Origin of the sequence: Microbacterium sp. NPDC056736 (assembly GCF_042790415.1) — a bacterium.
Classification (GTDB): Bacteria; Actinomycetota; Actinomycetes; order Actinomycetales; family Microbacteriaceae; genus Microbacterium.
Genome location: NZ_JBHTZE010000003.1, coordinates 288,550 through 305,548, shown reverse-complemented (window position 1 = coordinate 305,548; position 16,999 = coordinate 288,550). Strand labels below are relative to the sequence as shown.

At 64.3% G+C, this 16,999-nt stretch carries 14 protein-coding genes; 6 read left to right on the top strand and 8 right to left on the bottom strand.

All coding sequences use genetic code 11. The annotated features are described in order from the left end of the window. Positions 1–90: 90 nt before the first annotated feature. Positions 91–354, bottom strand: coding sequence for a hypothetical protein (locus ACFRAL_RS08720; RefSeq protein WP_378881824.1), 264 nt, complete (start codon positions 352–354; stop codon positions 91–93). A 396-nt stretch (positions 355–750) separates the two neighbouring features. Between ACFRAL_RS08720 and ACFRAL_RS08715 the strand changes: the two genes are divergently transcribed. Beyond that, positions 751–1,671, top strand: a complete 921-nt coding sequence (locus tag ACFRAL_RS08715) for a diacylglycerol/lipid kinase family protein (protein WP_378881821.1) — start codon at positions 751–753, stop codon at positions 1,669–1,671. Between the two features lie 11 nt (positions 1,672–1,682). Here ACFRAL_RS08715 and ACFRAL_RS08710 read toward each other — a convergent pair whose 3' ends face one another. Together ACFRAL_RS08710 and ACFRAL_RS08705 are read right to left on the bottom strand one after the other, a co-directional pair. Next, positions 1,683–2,036, bottom strand: coding sequence for a hypothetical protein (locus ACFRAL_RS08710; RefSeq protein WP_378881818.1), 354 nt, complete (start codon positions 2,034–2,036; stop codon positions 1,683–1,685). A 761-nt stretch (positions 2,037–2,797) separates the two neighbouring features. Continuing rightward, positions 2,798–3,442, bottom strand: a complete 645-nt coding sequence (locus tag ACFRAL_RS08705) for a hypothetical protein (RefSeq protein WP_378881815.1) — start codon at positions 3,440–3,442, stop codon at positions 2,798–2,800. Positions 3,443–3,582: 140 nt separating this feature from the next. Between ACFRAL_RS08705 and ACFRAL_RS08700 the strand changes: the two genes are divergently transcribed. Then, positions 3,583–3,741, top strand: a complete 159-nt coding sequence (locus tag ACFRAL_RS08700) for a DNA-binding protein (protein WP_378881813.1) — start codon at positions 3,583–3,585, stop codon at positions 3,739–3,741. Between the two features lie 298 nt (positions 3,742–4,039). Then, positions 4,040–4,738, top strand: coding sequence for a hypothetical protein (locus ACFRAL_RS08695; protein WP_378881810.1), 699 nt, complete (start codon positions 4,040–4,042; stop codon positions 4,736–4,738). A gap of 433 nt (positions 4,739–5,171) precedes the next feature. Here ACFRAL_RS08695 and ACFRAL_RS08690 read toward each other — a convergent pair whose 3' ends face one another. Both ACFRAL_RS08690 and ACFRAL_RS08685 read right to left on the bottom strand, forming a co-directional pair. Beyond that, complete coding sequence (locus ACFRAL_RS08690; protein ID WP_378881808.1) at positions 5,172–5,450, bottom strand: hypothetical protein; 279 nt, start codon at positions 5,448–5,450, stop codon at positions 5,172–5,174. A gap of 175 nt (positions 5,451–5,625) precedes the next feature. After that, positions 5,626–6,480 (bottom strand): DUF6602 domain-containing protein, encoded by an 855-nt coding sequence (locus tag ACFRAL_RS08685; RefSeq protein ID WP_378881806.1) that lies wholly within the window; start codon positions 6,478–6,480, stop codon positions 5,626–5,628. A 200-nt stretch (positions 6,481–6,680) separates the two neighbouring features. Between ACFRAL_RS08685 and ACFRAL_RS08680 the strand changes: the two genes are divergently transcribed. Continuing rightward, a complete protein-coding gene (locus ACFRAL_RS08680) occupies positions 6,681–7,748 on the top strand; it encodes a hypothetical protein (protein WP_378881804.1) in 1,068 nt (355 codons plus the stop codon). Positions 7,749–7,872: 124 nt separating this feature from the next. On the opposite strand, the gene ACFRAL_RS08675 is transcribed toward ACFRAL_RS08680, so the two are convergent. Then, positions 7,873–9,567, bottom strand: a complete 1,695-nt coding sequence (locus tag ACFRAL_RS08675) for a hypothetical protein (RefSeq protein ID WP_378881801.1) — start codon at positions 9,565–9,567, stop codon at positions 7,873–7,875. 214 nt (positions 9,568–9,781) lie between these two features. Here ACFRAL_RS08675 and ACFRAL_RS08670 point away from each other — a divergent pair, with 214 nt between their 5' ends. Beyond that, positions 9,782–9,997 (top strand): hypothetical protein, encoded by a 216-nt coding sequence (locus ACFRAL_RS08670; protein WP_378881798.1) that lies wholly within the window; start codon positions 9,782–9,784, stop codon positions 9,995–9,997. 212 nt (positions 9,998–10,209) lie between these two features. Here ACFRAL_RS08670 and ACFRAL_RS08665 read toward each other — a convergent pair whose 3' ends face one another. After that, positions 10,210–13,035 carry an AAA family ATPase gene (locus ACFRAL_RS08665; RefSeq protein WP_378881795.1) on the bottom strand — a complete coding sequence of 942 codons (2,826 nt, stop codon included), beginning with the start codon at positions 13,033–13,035 and terminating at the stop codon, positions 10,210–10,212. 348 nt (positions 13,036–13,383) lie between these two features. On the opposite strand from ACFRAL_RS08665, the gene ACFRAL_RS08660 reads away from it, so the two are divergent. Next, positions 13,384–14,769, top strand: coding sequence for a hypothetical protein (locus tag ACFRAL_RS08660; RefSeq protein ID WP_378881792.1), 1,386 nt, complete (start codon positions 13,384–13,386; stop codon positions 14,767–14,769). A gap of 321 nt (positions 14,770–15,090) precedes the next feature. Here the strand turns inward: ACFRAL_RS08660 and ACFRAL_RS08655 are convergent, their stop codons facing one another. Continuing rightward, entirely contained in the window at positions 15,091–16,998 is a 1,908-nt protein-coding gene (locus ACFRAL_RS08655; RefSeq protein ID WP_378881790.1) for a hypothetical protein, read from the bottom strand. Position 16,999 lies beyond the last annotated feature (1 nt).

Sequence of the window (16,999 nt, the reverse complement as noted above, 5' to 3'; positions counted from 1 at the left end):
TCCGAGGGTGCGGCTGGTGGGAGCACGCGACGGGCAGGGCAGGTATGGCTATCCTAACCTGCTCGTCCGCGTCAGCCGCTCGCGAGGAGCTCAGCGGAACGGCCACTGGGAGTGATCACCGGGGAGTGCCTGCTCCTCGCCGGGTGCGTCCGGAATCTCCATGCGCTCGACGAACACGGGAACGCCGGGACTGATGAGAACCGACACGGACGCGCTCGTCGACGCCGTCGGCAGGTCGACGACACCTCCGCCCGCGAGGATCCCCGCCATCAGCTGCGCCAGCACAGCTGCCTCGTCGACGTCCATCGGGAGGCGATGGACGTAGTCGCCGATGATCAGATCGATTGCGTGCACGAGATCTCCTTTCCCCCGCACGGTACGTCGGCTGATCCGGCACGACCTCGGGGGTTGCGCACAGCCGCTGTCCGTGCTCAGTGCCCGGTGATGACGCGCCTTCAGAGCCGGCGGGACCTTCGGCTCTCGGTGCGCGAGCCCGCTCGGTCGCGACGGTGGGTGCGAAAAGCAAGGGGGGCGCGCATATCGAGTCAGTCTGATTCGCTCGTAGCAAGGGTGCACGCGTGCCCGGCTCGTTCGGCGACAACGCCGACGATCGCGACTGGACAGAGGAACGCACCAACTGATGGACGAGGCCACGCCATGACTGATGTAGCGGATACGGACCGCCGGAGCGGGGATGCCGCTCGATCCACGCGACTCGCTGCTGTCATCTACAACCCGATCAAGGTCGACTTGCCGGCGATCAGGGCCGTCGTCGCGGCCGAGCAGACGGCTGCGGGCTGGGGTGAGACGCTGTGGTTCGAGACCAGCGCCGAAGACCCGGGGCAGGGCATGACCGAGGAGGCGCTTGCCCAGGGCGTGACGATGATCATCGTCGCGGGCGGTGATGGCACGGTGCGGGCTGTGGCCGAAGCCGTGCGCGCGCGGCCTGTCTCGCTGGCTCTGCTGCCTTCCGGCACCGGCAACCTCCTCGCCCGGAATCTGAAGCTCACGCTGGATGATCTCGAGCACTCCATCCACTCCGCATTCACGGGGGAGGATCGGCAGATCGATCTCGGGATGATCGAGATCCGCCGCGAAGACGGCACTGTCGACCGCCACGCGTATCTGGTCATGGCGGGGCTCGGACTCGACGCGAAGATGCTCGCTCACACCGATGACGAACTGAAGGCCAAGGTTGGCTGGCTCGCCTACGTGAAGGCCATCGCGACCGCGTTGCGCGACAAGAACCAGCTCAGGGTGCGCTACCGCCTGGACGGACACCGAGTGCGGTCGTTGCGCGCGCACACGATCATCATCGGCAACTGCGGTTCGCTGCAAGCGAATGTGCTGCTCCTGCCGGACGCGGCCGTCGACGACGGTCTGCTGGACATCGTCCTGCTCCGGCCCGAAGGATTCATCAGCTGGGCGCAGATCGTGACGAAGATCATCTGGGAGAACGGCGTGCTCAGCCGCACCCGCTTGGGCCGGAAGTTCCGCACCAAGGAGGTGGACGCCCTCAACTACATCAGGGGAGCCCTGTTCACCCTCATCGTGAGTCGCCCCGAGCTGATCGAGCTCGACGGCGACGAGTTCGGCCGCGCGGTGGCCATCCGCACCTGGGTGGAGCCGCGACAGCTCACTGTGCGGGTGCCCGCCGAATCTAGCGACTGACGCGGAACGGATCAGGTGCCGACGCGGGCCAACTCTGGTTCTCGGTGCGCGGCACCGTCGAGCGACAGGTCGACAGGTTCGGGAATGAGCCACAGGCCGGCGGTGGTGGCGGCGGCGAAAGCCAGGATCGCCAGCCAGGCCGGGTTGATCGTCGCGGCGGTGGGTCGGTCGAACGCGAACCTGAGGGGAATGTCCGGTGACATCCAGAAGCTTTCCGCGGAGCGGATGTGCTCATCCATGTCGCAGCGGAACAGAAACCGTTCGCCACGGCGCAGCTGGGTGACGATGACGACCTGCAGATGCAGCAGCATGCGGTCGTCGATCACGGAGCCTTGCCCCAGCTGGCCATACGTGAAGGTGCCCATCGTGGTCTTCCAGTCCGCGTTCCCACGCCGTCGGGTCGGTGGAGTTGACCGGGGTCTGGGGCACTCACTTCAGAGTAAGTCCCGTCCATAGGCCCCGCAAGAGAGCGCTCGGGCCCGCTGCGCCGCGGCTGGCCATGCCCCCTATGAGGACGAGCTTGCGTCGCACCATTCCGGGGCGCGGCGCCGCTGGCAGCGCGAGCATCGACCGCGCGCCTACCTCCTGCTAGCCCACCGCTACTTCCGGGTTAGCGGCCAGACGTGGGCCAACCTGTTCGTGGTTTGCCCGGGCGAACCCCGCGAAAGCCCGAACTCCACCCGCCGAGAGCGTGGGCGAGGGACCCGTATGAGACTCAGAGCCTCGAGATAAGTTCCTGGTCAGGAGTGGAAAGAGTACGGTGCCCCCTGGAGGGACTCGAACACGACTGAGCATAATGCTCAATCCGACCCTAAACTGCAGAAACCGCGTAATTACGCGGATCTTGAGGGATGCGAGTGACGTCGCGCGACCGTCAAAAACAGCTCGCTGCAAACTGTTTGCGGGCAAAATGCGGGCGAAAAGGCCCGCAGAATCAGGGGTAACTAGCGAAAGAGAGGCGAGCTCGGTAGGCGTCGAAATCGAGTGTTGGGGCAACGACAACCAAATGAGCACATTGCTACGCATAGATCGCCATATGCGCCCACCAGTGAGCATTATGCTCTCGGGTAGCATCTGACGTCGCTGGCCTTGGAGTGGGCGCCAAGCAGCGGCGCCGGCAGGCCGCTCAGCGTCCGATCGACGGGCCTCCGGGCTGAGCTGGCCCCTGATGAGGCGCCGCAGGGTCAAATGGCCTGCCCGGGTTGTAAGGGTCTACCGCCGGCGCCCGCCGGGGTTCCTGGATCCGGACCTCCGGCGCGAGGCCCGAGTCGCGCGCGCGACTCATGAGGCGCGTCGCGGTGCTCTGGCTGATATGCAGGGTGTCGGCGACGAGCTTGAGTGGCGGATAGCTGATTGCCGTCGCGACGCGATAGACGGAGATCGCGGCGTGGAGGGACTCCAAAGGCTCGCGCTCCTCATGCGCCCGCACCCGACTGAGAAAGTCGCGCACCGGAATGCGGTCGCGCTCGCCGCCATCCTCAGTGCTGACGTCGACGGTGACGACATCGAGAGCTGACCTCGTCATGATCCAATGCGTCCGCACCTCACGGAGCACCTGGCTGGTGATGTCGACGCCCTCCGCGTCGCGCTCGAGGGCAGCGAAGACGACGGCGGTGCGTCCGAGCCTGTCATCCCACTCCACGCGGACGGTGATCGTGCCGGGCACGTCCTGCTCACCCGACACACGCGCGCGCCACGACTTCGGAAGCGTCACCCCACTGCCGAGATCGATGCGTTCGTCGCTGAAGTCATACGCCTCGACGTCTGCCATGAAGCCCACTATTCCAGGTCATCGACGATTTGCGAAGAAGACTGTCGATCTTGGCTCACGCCTGTGGTACTTTCCGACGGAGGGGGAATGACACTGCTGGCTCACGGAAGGGCAGGACAATGAACCGGTCGCAAGAATCTTTGGCACTGACGATGAAGGATGCCGCGAAGCTGGTTGGCGTCGACTACCGGACGATCAAGCTGGGCATCGAGAACGGGACCATCCCCACGATCCAACTCGGCCCCCGCCGCATGATCCCTCGTGTTCCGCTGCTTCGCGTCTTCGGAATCAACGCCTGAGCGGCGGAGTCGTCCTCGAGCGAGCGCGCATGGTTGCACGTGTGTTCCGCGCGTGCATTGCAAGGGCCCGTCTGTGTCTTGCGTCGCTGACCGCAGGAGCGGTCGTAGCCAAACGAAGCTTGGGCGGTTGGCGGCGGTGAGCCCGTCCTCGGGAATCTTCGGATGCATGCTGTCTACGCCTATGGCGAAGGTCGCGCCCACGCTGTGCCAGGAACCTCGCGTCGATCCTGCGAGACTCACCGTGCGTCCCGATGAGTCGTGCAGGGCCTGAGACTGCCCTGCAGGGCAGACTGAGGCGGTGCCGCTCTTGCCGATGAACTCCGCGACCCCGACGCCCGCTCCCATAGTCACGCCGACTCTAAGCCCAGCCGCCACGCCGACGCCGACGCCGACACCAACACCAACACCAACGCCTGTCGAGACCGCCCTCATCGTTGCGACGACCGATCCAGCCGGCTGGACGGTGGATACGCAGATCGCCTTCTGGGGCTTGATCGTCGCTGCGATAGGCGCAATTGCGACGACGCTCGTCGCCGGTTGGGGCCTGGCGGCGACGATTCGCGCCAACAGGGCTGAGACGGCAGAGCGCGCCCTCCAGGCAGAGGCTCGGGCCCGTGCCAACCGCCTGAACCTGAGGGTCGCCGTCGATGAGTACCTTGCCGCTTGGAAGCCTGACTGGCGCTGGGGAAACGAGCGTGCAGCGTCCGGGGTTGCCGAGAAGAGACTGCGCGCCGTGGCCGCGGGGGTCTCACTCGACGCTGAGGTTGTCGCCGATTGGGTGATTCGTGAACTCGGGATCACCGTTGATCAGCTGGTCGAGGAGTATCGAGCGTGGGACGACTCCAACTCGTCTGTCCGTATGGTCGAGATGGGTGCGCTCGGGATGCGCTCAGAGGTCGGGCGGCGCGTGCTCTCATGGGTATCAACGGGAGTTCTCGATCAGTCGCCGCTGATTGCTCCGACACCGGCACCGCCGACGTTCGGCGAACGGGGATAACGCGCTCATGCGCCGCATCGGTCGGTAACGTTGATGATGGGGAGCCGTGGATCCGTAGAAGTCTCCCTGTACCGATGCAGGATCCCACATGCTGGAGCGACGGGGCCGAACGTTCCCGGAGGCTTTGAAGCAAGCGGAGCGCGCAATCAGTGATGCCCGACGCTGTTCCTGACGGCGAGATTCTGAAGGCGGATGGTTTGCGGAGAGGTTAAAGCCCAACGGATACGTTGGCGAAGTAGCCTGCGCTCTCGCCGTCGCGGCGGGAAGCAACAGGATGAGACTTGCTTCGGCCACCGAGTCGGCCTAGCCGTTCCGCCGACCGCAATCGTGTGGGACCCGAACGTAAGCACCCCCGACCACAAGGAAACCACCCACCGTGCTTCCATCCGCAATTCGCTCTCGATAAGGCCATTTCGTGCCGCGATGACCGAGGCTAGCCATTCAGGAGAGTTGAGATCGCGACGTCTCTGAACGGGTTGGTAACGCCGCCTGTTTGCAGGTTCACGTGCGTGTAGCCGCGGCTTGCGAGTGCGTTGATGACCTCAAACGTTGCGAACTCGTGAACCGCATCCCATCCATCGTCGCCATTCGAGGCGGGCGCGGAGAGGGAACTCTTGGACGGGTGCCAGGCGAAAGCTACTCGCACTTGCTTGTTCGCTCCTGTCGGAAACTGAGCTTGAGCACTAGCGAGAATCTTCGGTCGTTGGGTCATGGTGAGAATTTAGTGGACGGGCTGCAGGGTGGGGACGACGCGGGAGCGATGGAGCGACTGACTGACCGCGATTGTCGCCGTACCAGGAGCGGTCTATGGGCGATCCCGTGGTTGGCCAAGTTTGGGGCTGCCAGGTCGCGCAAGCGACGACCTCGAGCATCGGTACCGACTTCTTTCATTGCGCAGGCAAGGGCGAGTCTGGAGGATCGCCCTGTCTAAACGTGTCGCTGGTTGCGAAGTACCGCAGTGGCGCGACATCGATCAGGGGGGCTACCCGAAGCCAGCTCCACAGGTCGCCGGCCACATCTACCAGGGGTTCCACGTTGGTCTCGTACTCGGGCAAGTACATCCGCACACCGGTGGCGATCTGTGCGTGCGTGCGTGGATGCCCGTCGGGCACGTCGTACGAGAGGTAGAACGTCTCGGCCACGGCAACGCTGTTCGGCCAGACTGATCGAGGCAGCTTGCGAAGAGCTTCGTCGAACGTCCGATGCGCTGCTTCCCAGGAGACGTCGGACCGGGCCGCCACAATCATCGACATGATCTGGTGATCGTCATAGTCGGTTTGAACGTTCGGGCCACGAGAGCCGCCCGACCCGCCATTCACCAGATAATTCTGGCCGCCTCCGGTCCGGTCGAGCCGCTTCACACTCGCCGCGTTCTCGATGGCTTCCAAGAATGTCGTCTTGTTCAGCGAGGACTTTACCTCGATCACGGCTGCAACTGACTCAACCGGGTAGAAATGTGCCCCTCCCACCTGGAACCTGGGGTGATAATCGCGGCGAACGATGATGAGGTCCTGCTGGCGACTCTGCGCCCCGTGAACATCAATGATGAAGCCAGTGGCCACATCGAATCCGGCTGGCACGATCTCGGCAAGGTATTGCCGCAACACTTCCTCGCGTGCTCTGCCCCGCTCGCCCTTGTGCGTGACGACGTCAGCCGTTCGCATGCGCTCGATGGCCTCCCGAGCGTGAGATTCGATGATGCGTCCGGGGATGGACGACTGTGCCGGCTCGGACTCTGCCACACGCCGATGATAGGCCGTCGACTGTGCGAGCCCGACTGACGTGCCGTGGTGCGACGCCGTTTCGGATCCTCAACAGCCGACCCCAGACGCCACGTAGTCCTGACGGTGGACCGGGAGCCGGCCGCGCAGTGACCGGTCGATGAACGCGCCGACGTCGGTAGGGGGGCGAGTGGCGTCACGTTCGAGGCATGATTAGCGGCATGCAGCACGTGAAGCGGGATCCCGCACTCGAAGCCGTTGAGTTGTTCCGTCGCCTAGATGCGTCGGACGACAAAGCGTTGCTCAGCGCGCCGGGTCGCGCGAGCGAGGTAGTCCGCCAGTTCGCTGAGGCGCTCGACTCCAGCCTTGCCAACGCATCGCGAGTCCAAGGTTGGCGGATGCAGTCGCTGTTTCGGTCGCTTGTCGTCGCTCTCGATGGATGTTGTTTGATGACCTTCATCGACAAAGGAGAGATCTTCTTTGAAGGGGACCCGGTCAAGGCGCCCGACTTCTTCCTCCATCTTCGAGACGGTCAGCGGATCCTGGTCGACGTCAAGAGCCATCGATCCCGACCCGCGGCGCAGGACCCGTACCTCGTCAAGTTTTCTCAGAGCGAGATCGACGCGCTGCGGCGTTTTGGTGTGCTCTACGGCGCGGACGTGTTCCTAGCTGTCCACTTCGAAGGCGGCAACTGGACCTTGTTGCCCCTCGACGCTTTGACTCTTGGACCCGGAGGCGGCTACCGGATTGGCGTCGCGGAAGCGATGAAGGCCAGTCATCTCGGCCTCCTCGGTGACCGCCTCATCGGTACGGTGCCCTTGCTCGAAATAGTGGTCATTCCCGACATGGCATCCGCCAATCACGTCGATAATGAGGGGAAAGCGGAGTTCGCTGTTGGATCGTTGGAGATTCGCGCGGGCGGCAAGACGCTCGAGACGCCCGCGTCGCAGTCGCTCGCGCTATTCCTGCTCCAGTTCGGAGACTGGGAAATGAGCGAACACGCCACCGTCGACGACTCGCGGCTCGTTTCCATGACTTGGCGCGCGGCGCCAACCGAACGACGGAATGAGCGGGAGCACTTCGAGTTTGTCGGGTCCCTTGCACGCATGTTCTCGCGTCGCTTCGAGGGCCTAACGGCGACGCCGGAAGGCCCGGTGGCACTCGATGCAATGCCAGAACCTGGTGCAGTCAAACGGCTAATCCCGGAAGATCTCACATCCAGCGAGTTGCCGCTCTGGGTATTCGAGCTCGAGCCGGTGCTCGAGGAAACGAATGGTGGAACCGCTTAGCCCTTCACTTCGTCGGATGACGGTCCCTTTGGCACGCGACGAGATGACAATTGAGATCGCTTTCGAATGATCCTCGTTGCGAGCGTCACGAGAAAACACCCCCATCGACCCGTCGGAGCGGGCGCTAATTGACCTGGGAAGCTTGCGCGACGACGATGGCCAAGTATGCGAAGTAGACCGCGACTCCCGAGGCGACCAGGGAGAGTATCGCGACGCCGAGAGCCCATCGCTGCGTGCGAGTGCCACTGATTGCTGCGCTCAAGGATGCAACCGTGCTCAAGATGGGCAGCATGGCCTGCTCCTCGTCGCGGAGCCTCTTGAACGCCTTACGCTGAGCGGTTGCCCATTGTTGGAGAATCACGGTCGTGTCCGGCTCACGTTCTGCTTCTGGCGCGTGCGAGTGGCGCAAGACAACCCGCGGCACCTGCCACTCATACCGTTGCGTGTCCTGGGTGAAAGCCGTGACGCTGTCCGCGATGGTTGACATGTCCAGCCCCGTTGTCAGAAGCGACGTGCGCAGCCGCTTTGCAGTTGCGACCGGTCGACCTGAATGGACTCTGTGCGCGGAGTCGCGAGCCCGAGCCGCACTGCGTGTCTTGAGTTGCGCGAGCTCGAACAGCCCTAGCCGCGAGACAAGCCCCACACCCGGGTCAGCAAGCCGTCTGGCGATGGTTTCAGGAGAGCGCCCGCCGTAGTAGCCCACGAAGTCGTCGTTTCCGAAAGCGCTCGACGTTTTAGCCCAGAGCATCCATTCCGGCTCGCCGATAGTCCGATACGACTGCTCGGTCTCAACCTCGAATAGCCGGACATTCTCCGCCGCTGGCATGAACGATGTGTGACGGGTCCAACCCATGCCGCAGCCGAGAGCGCGCAGCATGTTTCGGTTCGCGGCGTCGTCAAGGTTCTTCATTGGGTCGAAGTCTTCCGTCAGAATCAGATCGAGCACGGGGTGCCGTCGACCCGCCTCCGTGGCGAAGATGCCGGGGAGTTCCGCACTGAGCCAGTCACGCCCGATTTTGTGCAGGCTTTCGCGCGCTAAGCGGACGGTCTCGATGCCCGTGAACAGGCGCTGAGAGACTTGTAACGTCCCCGCTTCCCGCCTAAGCCGCGGCTCGTGGTCAGCCTTCAAGGCATCATTGAGCGCGTGAGACAACTCCTCGTCGGGGTAGAACGTCGCCACGACTGCACTGAGTGCGGGGCCCATCGGGACAAGCTTGACTGTTACCGCTCGAATTCCGGTGGGCAGTTCACGCCGCGTAGACCAGAGCGCAAATCCATCAGACGTCTTGCGGATGAAGCTTCCAAGCTCACGCACATTGACTGGTGAGGCATGCTCCCGGCTAAGTCGGGTGGCGGTTACGGGGCTTGTGCGGTCGGACGAGCCGAGGGGCCGCTGCCACTCGGGCCGCCGGAGCCGCTCCTCCAGTTGAGCTGCGTAGCTGGGTGAGAAGTAGTCGACGACCCAGAAGGCGGCAACCGTCACGCGCTCTCCATCGGGTACAACCACATTTGTCTGCGGGTTGGTATGGTCCTCGCCGCGCTCGAACGCAAGATGCTGATGAGCCATCATTACGGACTGGAGCCAGGTGAGCAGAGGCGTTAGCGGCTCGCGCAGCCAGCCTTTAGCGAGCCGGCGAACGACGGAGTAGGCGGTGACATACCAGCCTCGCGGCGTCACTGCCGCCGGATCCTCTACCTGAGAAATCGACACTATGCCATCGCGTCCGTCTGGCCCTGCCTGCGCGGCACCGAGACCATTTCGCTCGGTTTCGCCCGCGCCCTCCGGTACGCCCGTCGAGGGCAGGTCGGGGTCGGTCATGTCGAAACACTATTCGGCATCATCGGCGTCCGGCGTGAATACGATGTCCCGAAGGCTTCGTGTTCTCAATCGACACGAAGTGCGAATCGCCCGGTCGTCGTCGATGCACCGGCTTGGACGAATGATCGACCGAATCGCCAGCATCGCGGCAGACCAACCTAGGTTTCCCCGGTTAGCACTCCTCCCGATCGATACCAGCCACTACGCTCGCCCTATGGTGTTCAACCTTGGGCAGACCGTAAGGACGCCTGATGGACAGATCGGCGAGATCGTCAAGCCCGCGACAAATGGTGGGTCGGCGGGCAGCCAGCAGTACACGCGCAGTGACGAGCGGGAAATCGTGCTCATCTACGCCGTGCTAACCGAAGAAGGCGAACTTCGGCACTTTTCGTATGCCGCGCTCTCCAAGTCGAACAAGAGCCCTTCCTGACCTCGGCGGCTGGCGACAATCCATCAGCGCGGACGAGCGATCGCGATGATCGGGCTGAACTGAGTCGGGGGCAAGGAAGCCGGCCGCTGAGCGCGCCGGCTTTCCACCCACCAGAGGGACGCGGCGCCCGCACGGCGTCGATCGGTGGTGCGGGACGACGCCGCAGGAAGCGGGGGCAGCGAACGTGATGCCAACACTGCTGTTGCTACGTGTTACGAAATGAGGGCACTGGCGAGAGCGGGATAGGCGGCGTGCGACCGAACGATTGAGGATTTCTCCATCGCAGGTAGGTGGGCTCTACATTCGGATCCCGCGCCCCGCACTCGGCGCCCCGACAACCGGCCCCTACCCATCGCCGCCTCCCGGTTCCTCGCCGCGCGCCGCACCTCTGCCTGTGCTGCGCGCACGGCGTCCTGCATCGTCAACTCCGGGGTTCCGCGCTGCATCGACTCGGCGAGGCAATCGCGGGCCGCAGCATCCGTCCGCGCCACGACTATCGCGTCATTGCTCAGCCGACCGCGCGTAAGGCCCACGTAGACCCCTGCGGCATCGACATCCGGCCCGACCACCGACGCATCGGCGGTGTCGCCCTGAACACCGTGCACGGTGGACGCATAGGCGAGCTGCAGGTGCTCACGCGCGTACTCAGTGGAAACCCGCGCCACCTCCCCGCTGTCGCTCACCGAGACGAGAGACACGTACTCGTCGCGGATGCCGCGCACGATCCACTGCGCGCGATTCTCGACCCCTGTGAGCCGGTCGTTGCGACGAGTCTGGACGGCGTCGCCGACGAGGATGCGCTGCTGCCCGATTCCCCACGCGGCGACGCGGACGTCGAGCTCGCCCTGATCGACTCGCCGCTGCTGGATGGCGTCATTGATCGCATCCGCCTCAGCATTCGTGCTGGATACCAGCGTCACCCGCTTGCCGCGTGCGTGCCATTCGAAGTAGGCGTCGATCATCCGTTCACGCGCCGCGTCGTGATGTTCGACCCGGTGGACGTGACCGCGTTCGGCAAGCTCGGCCGCAACCACCAGCGCACGTTCGCGATCACCCGCATCCCGGAGGCGCAGTGTCAGCGCGGCGTAGTCGGGATCGTGGAACCGGTGCACCGTGTCGAGTTCGACCGCAGCGTTCGCGTGCCGGATCGCAGAGCCCATCGCACCCGCATGTCCGACCGGCAACGCCTGATGCGTGTCACCCACGAACGCCAGCCCGACACCCTGCTCGATTGCGAGCTCGACGAGGACGTTCGCCGTCTGCAGGTCGACCATGCCGGCTTCGTCGACGACGATCCGATCGCGAGAACGCATCACGTACTGAGTTGGTCCGCCGTAGACGACCCCCGTGCTGGGATCGACGTCTCCCACTCGAAGCCTGGTCCACACCTTCGCGCCGGCCGCGTCGGTGCCCCATCGGTAGCCATGGTCCGAAAGCAGAGCATGAACACTGGATGCTGCGGCCCCGACCTCGCGAGACGCCACCGATGCCGCCTTTCGCGTGGGAGCAACAACGAGCAGCCGCCGCCGTTGCAAAGTGAGCGCCGCGAACGCGGCGCGCAGCATCGTCGTCTTGCCCGTGCCGGCGGGGCCGGTCACCGTCACGAGCCCGTCCGTGCCGGCGATGGCGCACGCCGCCACGCGTTGCGACGCATCCAGCGCAGACCATTCCGGGTTCGGTGCGAGCCGCTGCAACTCACCCGGCAGCAGGGAGCGCCCGGGTCGGGCGAGTACATCCAGTCGGCCGGCGAGACGCACCTTGGCGCATACCGTCTCGGTCGCCATGAATGCTTTGACGTGCGCAGGCGGATCATCCGCAACCAGCCGATAGACGGCACCGCTGGCACGCTCCGTGATCTCGCCGATCACGCCGTCGAGTCGGTCGCGTTCCGAAACGATGCCCGTGCGCGAGAGCGCGCGTATCGCTCCCGCACGGATATCGAAGCTGCTGAACCTCCCGCCGCATGAGGTGGACCGTTCGTCCGCGTCGGCGACCGCTTGCGCAGCGAGCAGATCGAGGTCGAGGGTATGCAGGTCTGTCGCGGCAAATGGAATGGGTGCGCGCGGGGTGGTCAGACTCCGATCGATCGCTGTGATCTCGTCGCGGACACGCGCCTCCCAAGACAACTCATCGAGATCGGCCGGCTTATTCGGACGCGCTACCGCCCACGCGCGCCGATCGATGTGCTGCAGCACCTCCACGCTCGGCGCAGATCCGCCGTGCACCACTGACCACTCCGCGATCAGGCACGCCCGGTTGCTCTCGATTTGAGCCGACCGACGGGAGACGGGTCGGACGGCGCCGGCGAGTTCGGCGATCTCCCCGGTGTCGTCGAGGGCGTATCCGTGCCGGGCGAGCGCGGCGATCCAGGCGGGGTCGGTGCGGGCGGCGAGCTCGCCCTCGGCGTTGACGACGGTGTGCAGTTTCATCGCGACGCGCGAGTCCAGGTTCGACCACTTGCCGTCCGCGCCGAGCACCTTGATGTTCAGCCAGAGGTGACGGTGGATGTGCGGGTCGAGCGCGCGCGAGCGCCGATGCTGCAGCTCGACGACCTCGATGCGGATAATCTCCTCGCGAATGAGCCCTCCGTGCCCACGCCGCGCGTTGAGCTCCGACTGCCACATGAGCAAGATGCGTGCGCGTAGCCGGTCCTGGAGCGCTTCGAACTCGGTCGCGAGTTCGGGATGCAGCAGCGCGGCGATGCTGTACGACTTGGGGTGGTTGAGTGTTCCGTCGAGCAGAAGGTCGGCGTCGGGGCTCAGCCGCTGATGGCCACGCTCTTCCCCGGTAACCGGGTCGTGTCCGGTGAGCCAAACGCGCAGGCCGCCGGCGGTGAGCTCGTCGGAGGTGATGACGCCGTTCGCCACGATGAATCGTGAGACGGTGGAGTCGGAGGCGGCACTGTACGCCTCGAGCGCGTCAACGCCGGGGGAGTGGTGCAAGTGGGCATCGCAGATGCCCTTGAGTGCGTAGCCGATCGCCTGTCGAACCCCTCTGGATTCGACACCTCGCTTCCATCGCTCGAGGCCTCCTCGCATGACGCCAGGATAGGGCGTCTTTTGCCCGTTATCCAGGGATTTTTGTGGTGTGCAGTTACGTGTTGGGGAGTGCTTCTAAATGGTGTCGCTCACCCACGGTGCCTGCGTGCATCAACCTTGCTTGGATCGACCTTGCTTGGATCGACCTTGCTTGGGTCCGTGTTGTCGGGTCTTCGTCCTGTTTGAGACGCTTGACGCCGCCGGTAAAGGATGCGATCGAGCGCGGCCACATCTGGTGCCCCGTGCTCGCGAGCTGGAGACGTGAATGTCACGTCACCGCAGATCGACCTATCTCCCTCCTGGAGACCTCACGAACTCAACCCGGGGGCGTTCTGCTTGAATGTGGCCATGCCAGACGCTGTTCCCCCTGCCCATGTCCGATCGGCACAGATTCACATGTTTCGCGCAAAGGGAGCGAGGCGGATCACGTACCTGAGGGCGACACGAATATCGGAAGGCTTCGACAAGAATGCGGCGCCGACCGTCGGTTCCATCGGGGTTCTAGTTCACGACCCGTCACAGGACGAAGACGACAACGGTGAGGGCGATTCGATAGTGGCGCTTGCCGTGGTGCGCGGCATCGCTGGGGTCGCCAGTGGACTTGTGAGAGCCACACTCACGCCGATCTATTTGCTGGCAGGGCCGGTCCCGGTGGCAGACCTGCAGAAGAAGCCAGTGGCGCTCGGCATAGTTCCGGACGACTTCCACGCTCGGCTCTTACCAATCACGACGGCTAATGCACTCATCGACCACCTTGAGACGCTGGATCCTGGAGTCAAGGCCTGGATCGGCTCGGTGCTCGGTGAACCACGCGAGTTTCCCGCAGACGTGGAGCAGTCTCGAGTCGAGGCGAGGGACGCAGTGGAACTCGCAGCGCAAATGGCGGGGATCGATCTACCAGCCGATACCTTCGCGTCTCCGCCTGCTCAGTCGGAAAACGAAACGCTCCTCCAGACCATCCTCAACGCTGGTTACGAGCAGGACCTCGAAGAAGAGCTGTTACCTCTCGACCTCCAGCTTTTCGACGGGAAGCTCACGGGAAAACAGCGCGCAGCGAGCGTGGCCGTATTCGTCGACGAGACTGGCAATGACAAGTTGATGGTGATGTCGGTAAACAAGAAGCCGATCGAGCTCGAGCTTGGGGTGGACCTTCTCTACTGGGATCAGGTGCACGACGCATTCACTTTCATTCAGTACAAGCGACTCGAGAAGGTCAAGTCCACCGGCCCGCACGGAGGCGAGGAATGGGCGTACGGCCGCAGGGGCGAGATCACGAAGCAGCTCGCGCTTATGCCGGTCGGTCGCCAAATGGCCAAGCTGGCCGCGGACTGGAGAGCATTCGGCACACCCTTCTGGTTCAAGTTCGTTCGCGGCGATGCGGGCGCCAAACTCGATGGCAAGACCCTCAAGGGCATGTACGTTCCCGCCGACTGGCTTCGCCTTGCAGTCGACGAGGACACATTCAAAGTGGGGCCGCGCGGCGGCTTCCGCCTCACCTACGGCAATGCCAAGTACGTGGATAGGAGGGTATTCACGGAGCTGGTCTCCAGAGGCTTCGTGGGCACATCCGGCGCGAGATCCAAGAGGTTCAAGAAGCTACTGCATGCGAAAGATAGGGAACTGATTGTCGCAGTTCGAACCGAATGGCAGGACGACGAGAATTCCGAGATTGGCGACGAACCCGACGCGGTCAGTGGCACTGGCGACCCTCGGTTGCCACAACTGCCGTTCTAGGGGAACGAGGGCTTGCCAGCGGTCGCCCGCTCGCATGTGGTAATGACCCGCCTCGCTCTAGCGGCGTTGCGGCTGCGCAGCGGTTCCATCTCGACACGCAGGTCCTTCCGTGGATTCGCGACACTCAGGCTCGGTCGGACTCAGCAAGCGATCGAGAAGAGGTCGGCGAACGACCGTCGCTCGAGGTCTGGGACGCCACCTCGCCAACCCGCCACGAGACCTTCCGACCTGCGGGGTGATGTGCGCCGGTGCCTATCAACTTCGTCGGGCGCCATGTTCGCAACGGACGCAGTCGCTCTTGCGCGATCCGCACAATCGCGGTCACTTTTCACCGCCGACGCGCATTCTTCTGGCCCGGTCGACGAGCCCTTCGACGAAGTTCCCGCTGGCCTTCCCTTCGCGCGTCGGAGCGATATCCTCTGCGTCCCTGGCATCTGACCTCGGCGCCAACCCCGCCGCGTCCAAAAAGGCAAGCGCGCGCTCGACCGCGACGAGCTTGCGCTTCAGCTCCTTGATCGACGCGGCGGCTCGATCGGAGAACTCGTCGAGACGCTCATGCTCGCGTCGGAGTTCCATCTCCATCTCGATCAGGTTCCGCCACACTGCAGGATCAGATGAGAGTCCGTGCCGCTTCCGCACGATCTCGACTGTCAGCTGACCCGCGAGCACCGCTTCAACCGCGTCGGCGCTGGTAGCTGGGCTCGCGAGTCCGAGGGCGATTCCTCCGCCACCCGCAGTAACCAGCGTGCCGGCCGTGAGTAGGCCCCCGATCATCCCACCGGGTCCGAACGCCGCCAGCGCGCTCGTGATTGCGGCTGCGCCCGCGAGCCCTGCACCGGCCGCGAGTGCCAACCCACCCGTAGCCAGGACGATGGCCACAGCCCCTGCTCCAAGCGCCCCCCATTTGAGCCAGTTGAAGCTGCTTCCCCCGCCCAGCGCGGACTGCGCGCTTGCAGCCGCAGAGAAGACGTCGACGCCGAATGTTCCGCTGAGCCCCATCTCAGCAGTCAGATCCTTCATCGCTTCACGTTTGACTTCCGGGTTGACCTCGATCTCGTAGGGCGCGATGACGTTCTCGGCGAGCAATACAGTGAGAGGAACGACGGCGTCGTGCTTAGAGAGATGCCGTGCCGGTTGCGGTTCGGGAGCAGCGGCGCGCGGATCGGATAGGTCGAGCGCGAGACGGGCGACGACGGCAGGTACGGGCCTGCCGGTCCGCTTCCTCTGCGCCATGAGAACGCCGGCGAGCGTCGCCTGCACGTGCCGCAAAGCGCCGACGTACCGATCTCGCTGATCGCCCTTGAGCCGGGACGCGATGAGGTGCGCATATCGCAGCCCCAGCAGCGCGAAGTTCTCAGCTGTGTCGATGGGGACATCGACACCCCTTTCCGCAACCGCAAGTTCCTTCGACAGCGACCCATACAAGGCGAACCCGACGGCTTCGGCGACGACGTCGTGAGATAGGTACTCGACCGCTTCGTGAGCGGCCATCGGCCCGAGCGACTTCGTATGCACTCGCAGATCCATCATCCAGGGGAACGCCGACGACACGCCTCGGCGTGCAGCGACGAGATCATTGCCGTCCCAGAAGGAGACCCACCACCCTAGGTGCCCGGGAGGCTCGCTCAGCGTCTCCCGTAGTTTGTCGACGCCGAAGACGTCACTGGCGAGTGGGCTGCCGATCGTCACCATTCCCGCCACCTCGATGCTGGCGGGCAGTCGTCGGACGAGATCTGCCGCGATGACCGACCCGAGGCTGTGCCCCACGATCACGATGCGACCAGACTCAGGCAGTTTTCGCAGTATGCGGGTGAGCACATGCGCCCGGATGTTCGGTTCCTGGAGGTAATGCCGTGCTTGCACGAAGAATGGAATCCCCAACGCGACATCCATCAGAGCGTCCGCGCCTACCATCCCCGGCCCGGGGTCGTGCGTCCCCAGCCGGAACTCGATCGCCGCCATGCGCCGCTCGAAGTCACGGCGATTCTGCTTCGCGGCATCTCCGGTAGGTTGCTTCGTCGTCAACGGCGGAAGCGGCAGATCTTCCTCGTCGAACTTGAGGGCGCCTGCGTATCGCGGGGCGATCACACTCGCAGACTCCAGACCGGGATATCCGACACGCGCGAGAGACTTGGAGAGCGCCGCCTTCCAAGCGCCCTTAGGATCTCCGGTGCCCACGCCATGAAGGAACAACAGCACCGGTTTATCCGCCGCGTATTCACCGCCCATG

Bases quoted from the DNA above. Each gene is read 5' to 3' on its own strand.
- ACFRAL_RS08710 (WP_378881818.1), bottom strand. From the start codon at position 2,036: ATGGGCACCTTCACGTATGGCCAGCTGGGGCAAGGCTCCGTGATCGAC.
- ACFRAL_RS08705 (WP_378881815.1), bottom strand. From the start codon at position 3,442: ATGGCAGACGTCGAGGCGTATGACTTCAGCGACGAACGCATCGATCTC.
- ACFRAL_RS08690 (WP_378881808.1), bottom strand. From the start codon at position 5,450: ATGACCCAACGACCGAAGATTCTCGCTAGTGCTCAAGCTCAGTTTCCG.
- ACFRAL_RS08680 (WP_378881804.1), top strand. From the start codon at position 6,681: ATGCAGCACGTGAAGCGGGATCCCGCACTCGAAGCCGTTGAGTTGTTC.
- ACFRAL_RS08675 (WP_378881801.1), bottom strand. From the start codon at position 9,567: ATGACCGACCCCGACCTGCCCTCGACGGGCGTACCGGAGGGCGCGGGC.
- ACFRAL_RS08670 (WP_378881798.1), top strand. From the start codon at position 9,782: ATGGTGTTCAACCTTGGGCAGACCGTAAGGACGCCTGATGGACAGATC.
- ACFRAL_RS08665 (WP_378881795.1), bottom strand. From the start codon at position 13,035: ATGCGAGGAGGCCTCGAGCGATGGAAGCGAGGTGTCGAATCCAGAGGG.
- ACFRAL_RS08660 (WP_378881792.1), top strand. From the start codon at position 13,384: ATGCCAGACGCTGTTCCCCCTGCCCATGTCCGATCGGCACAGATTCAC.
- ACFRAL_RS08655 (WP_378881790.1), bottom strand. From the start codon at position 16,998: ATGGGCGGTGAATACGCGGCGGATAAACCGGTGCTGTTGTTCCTTCAT.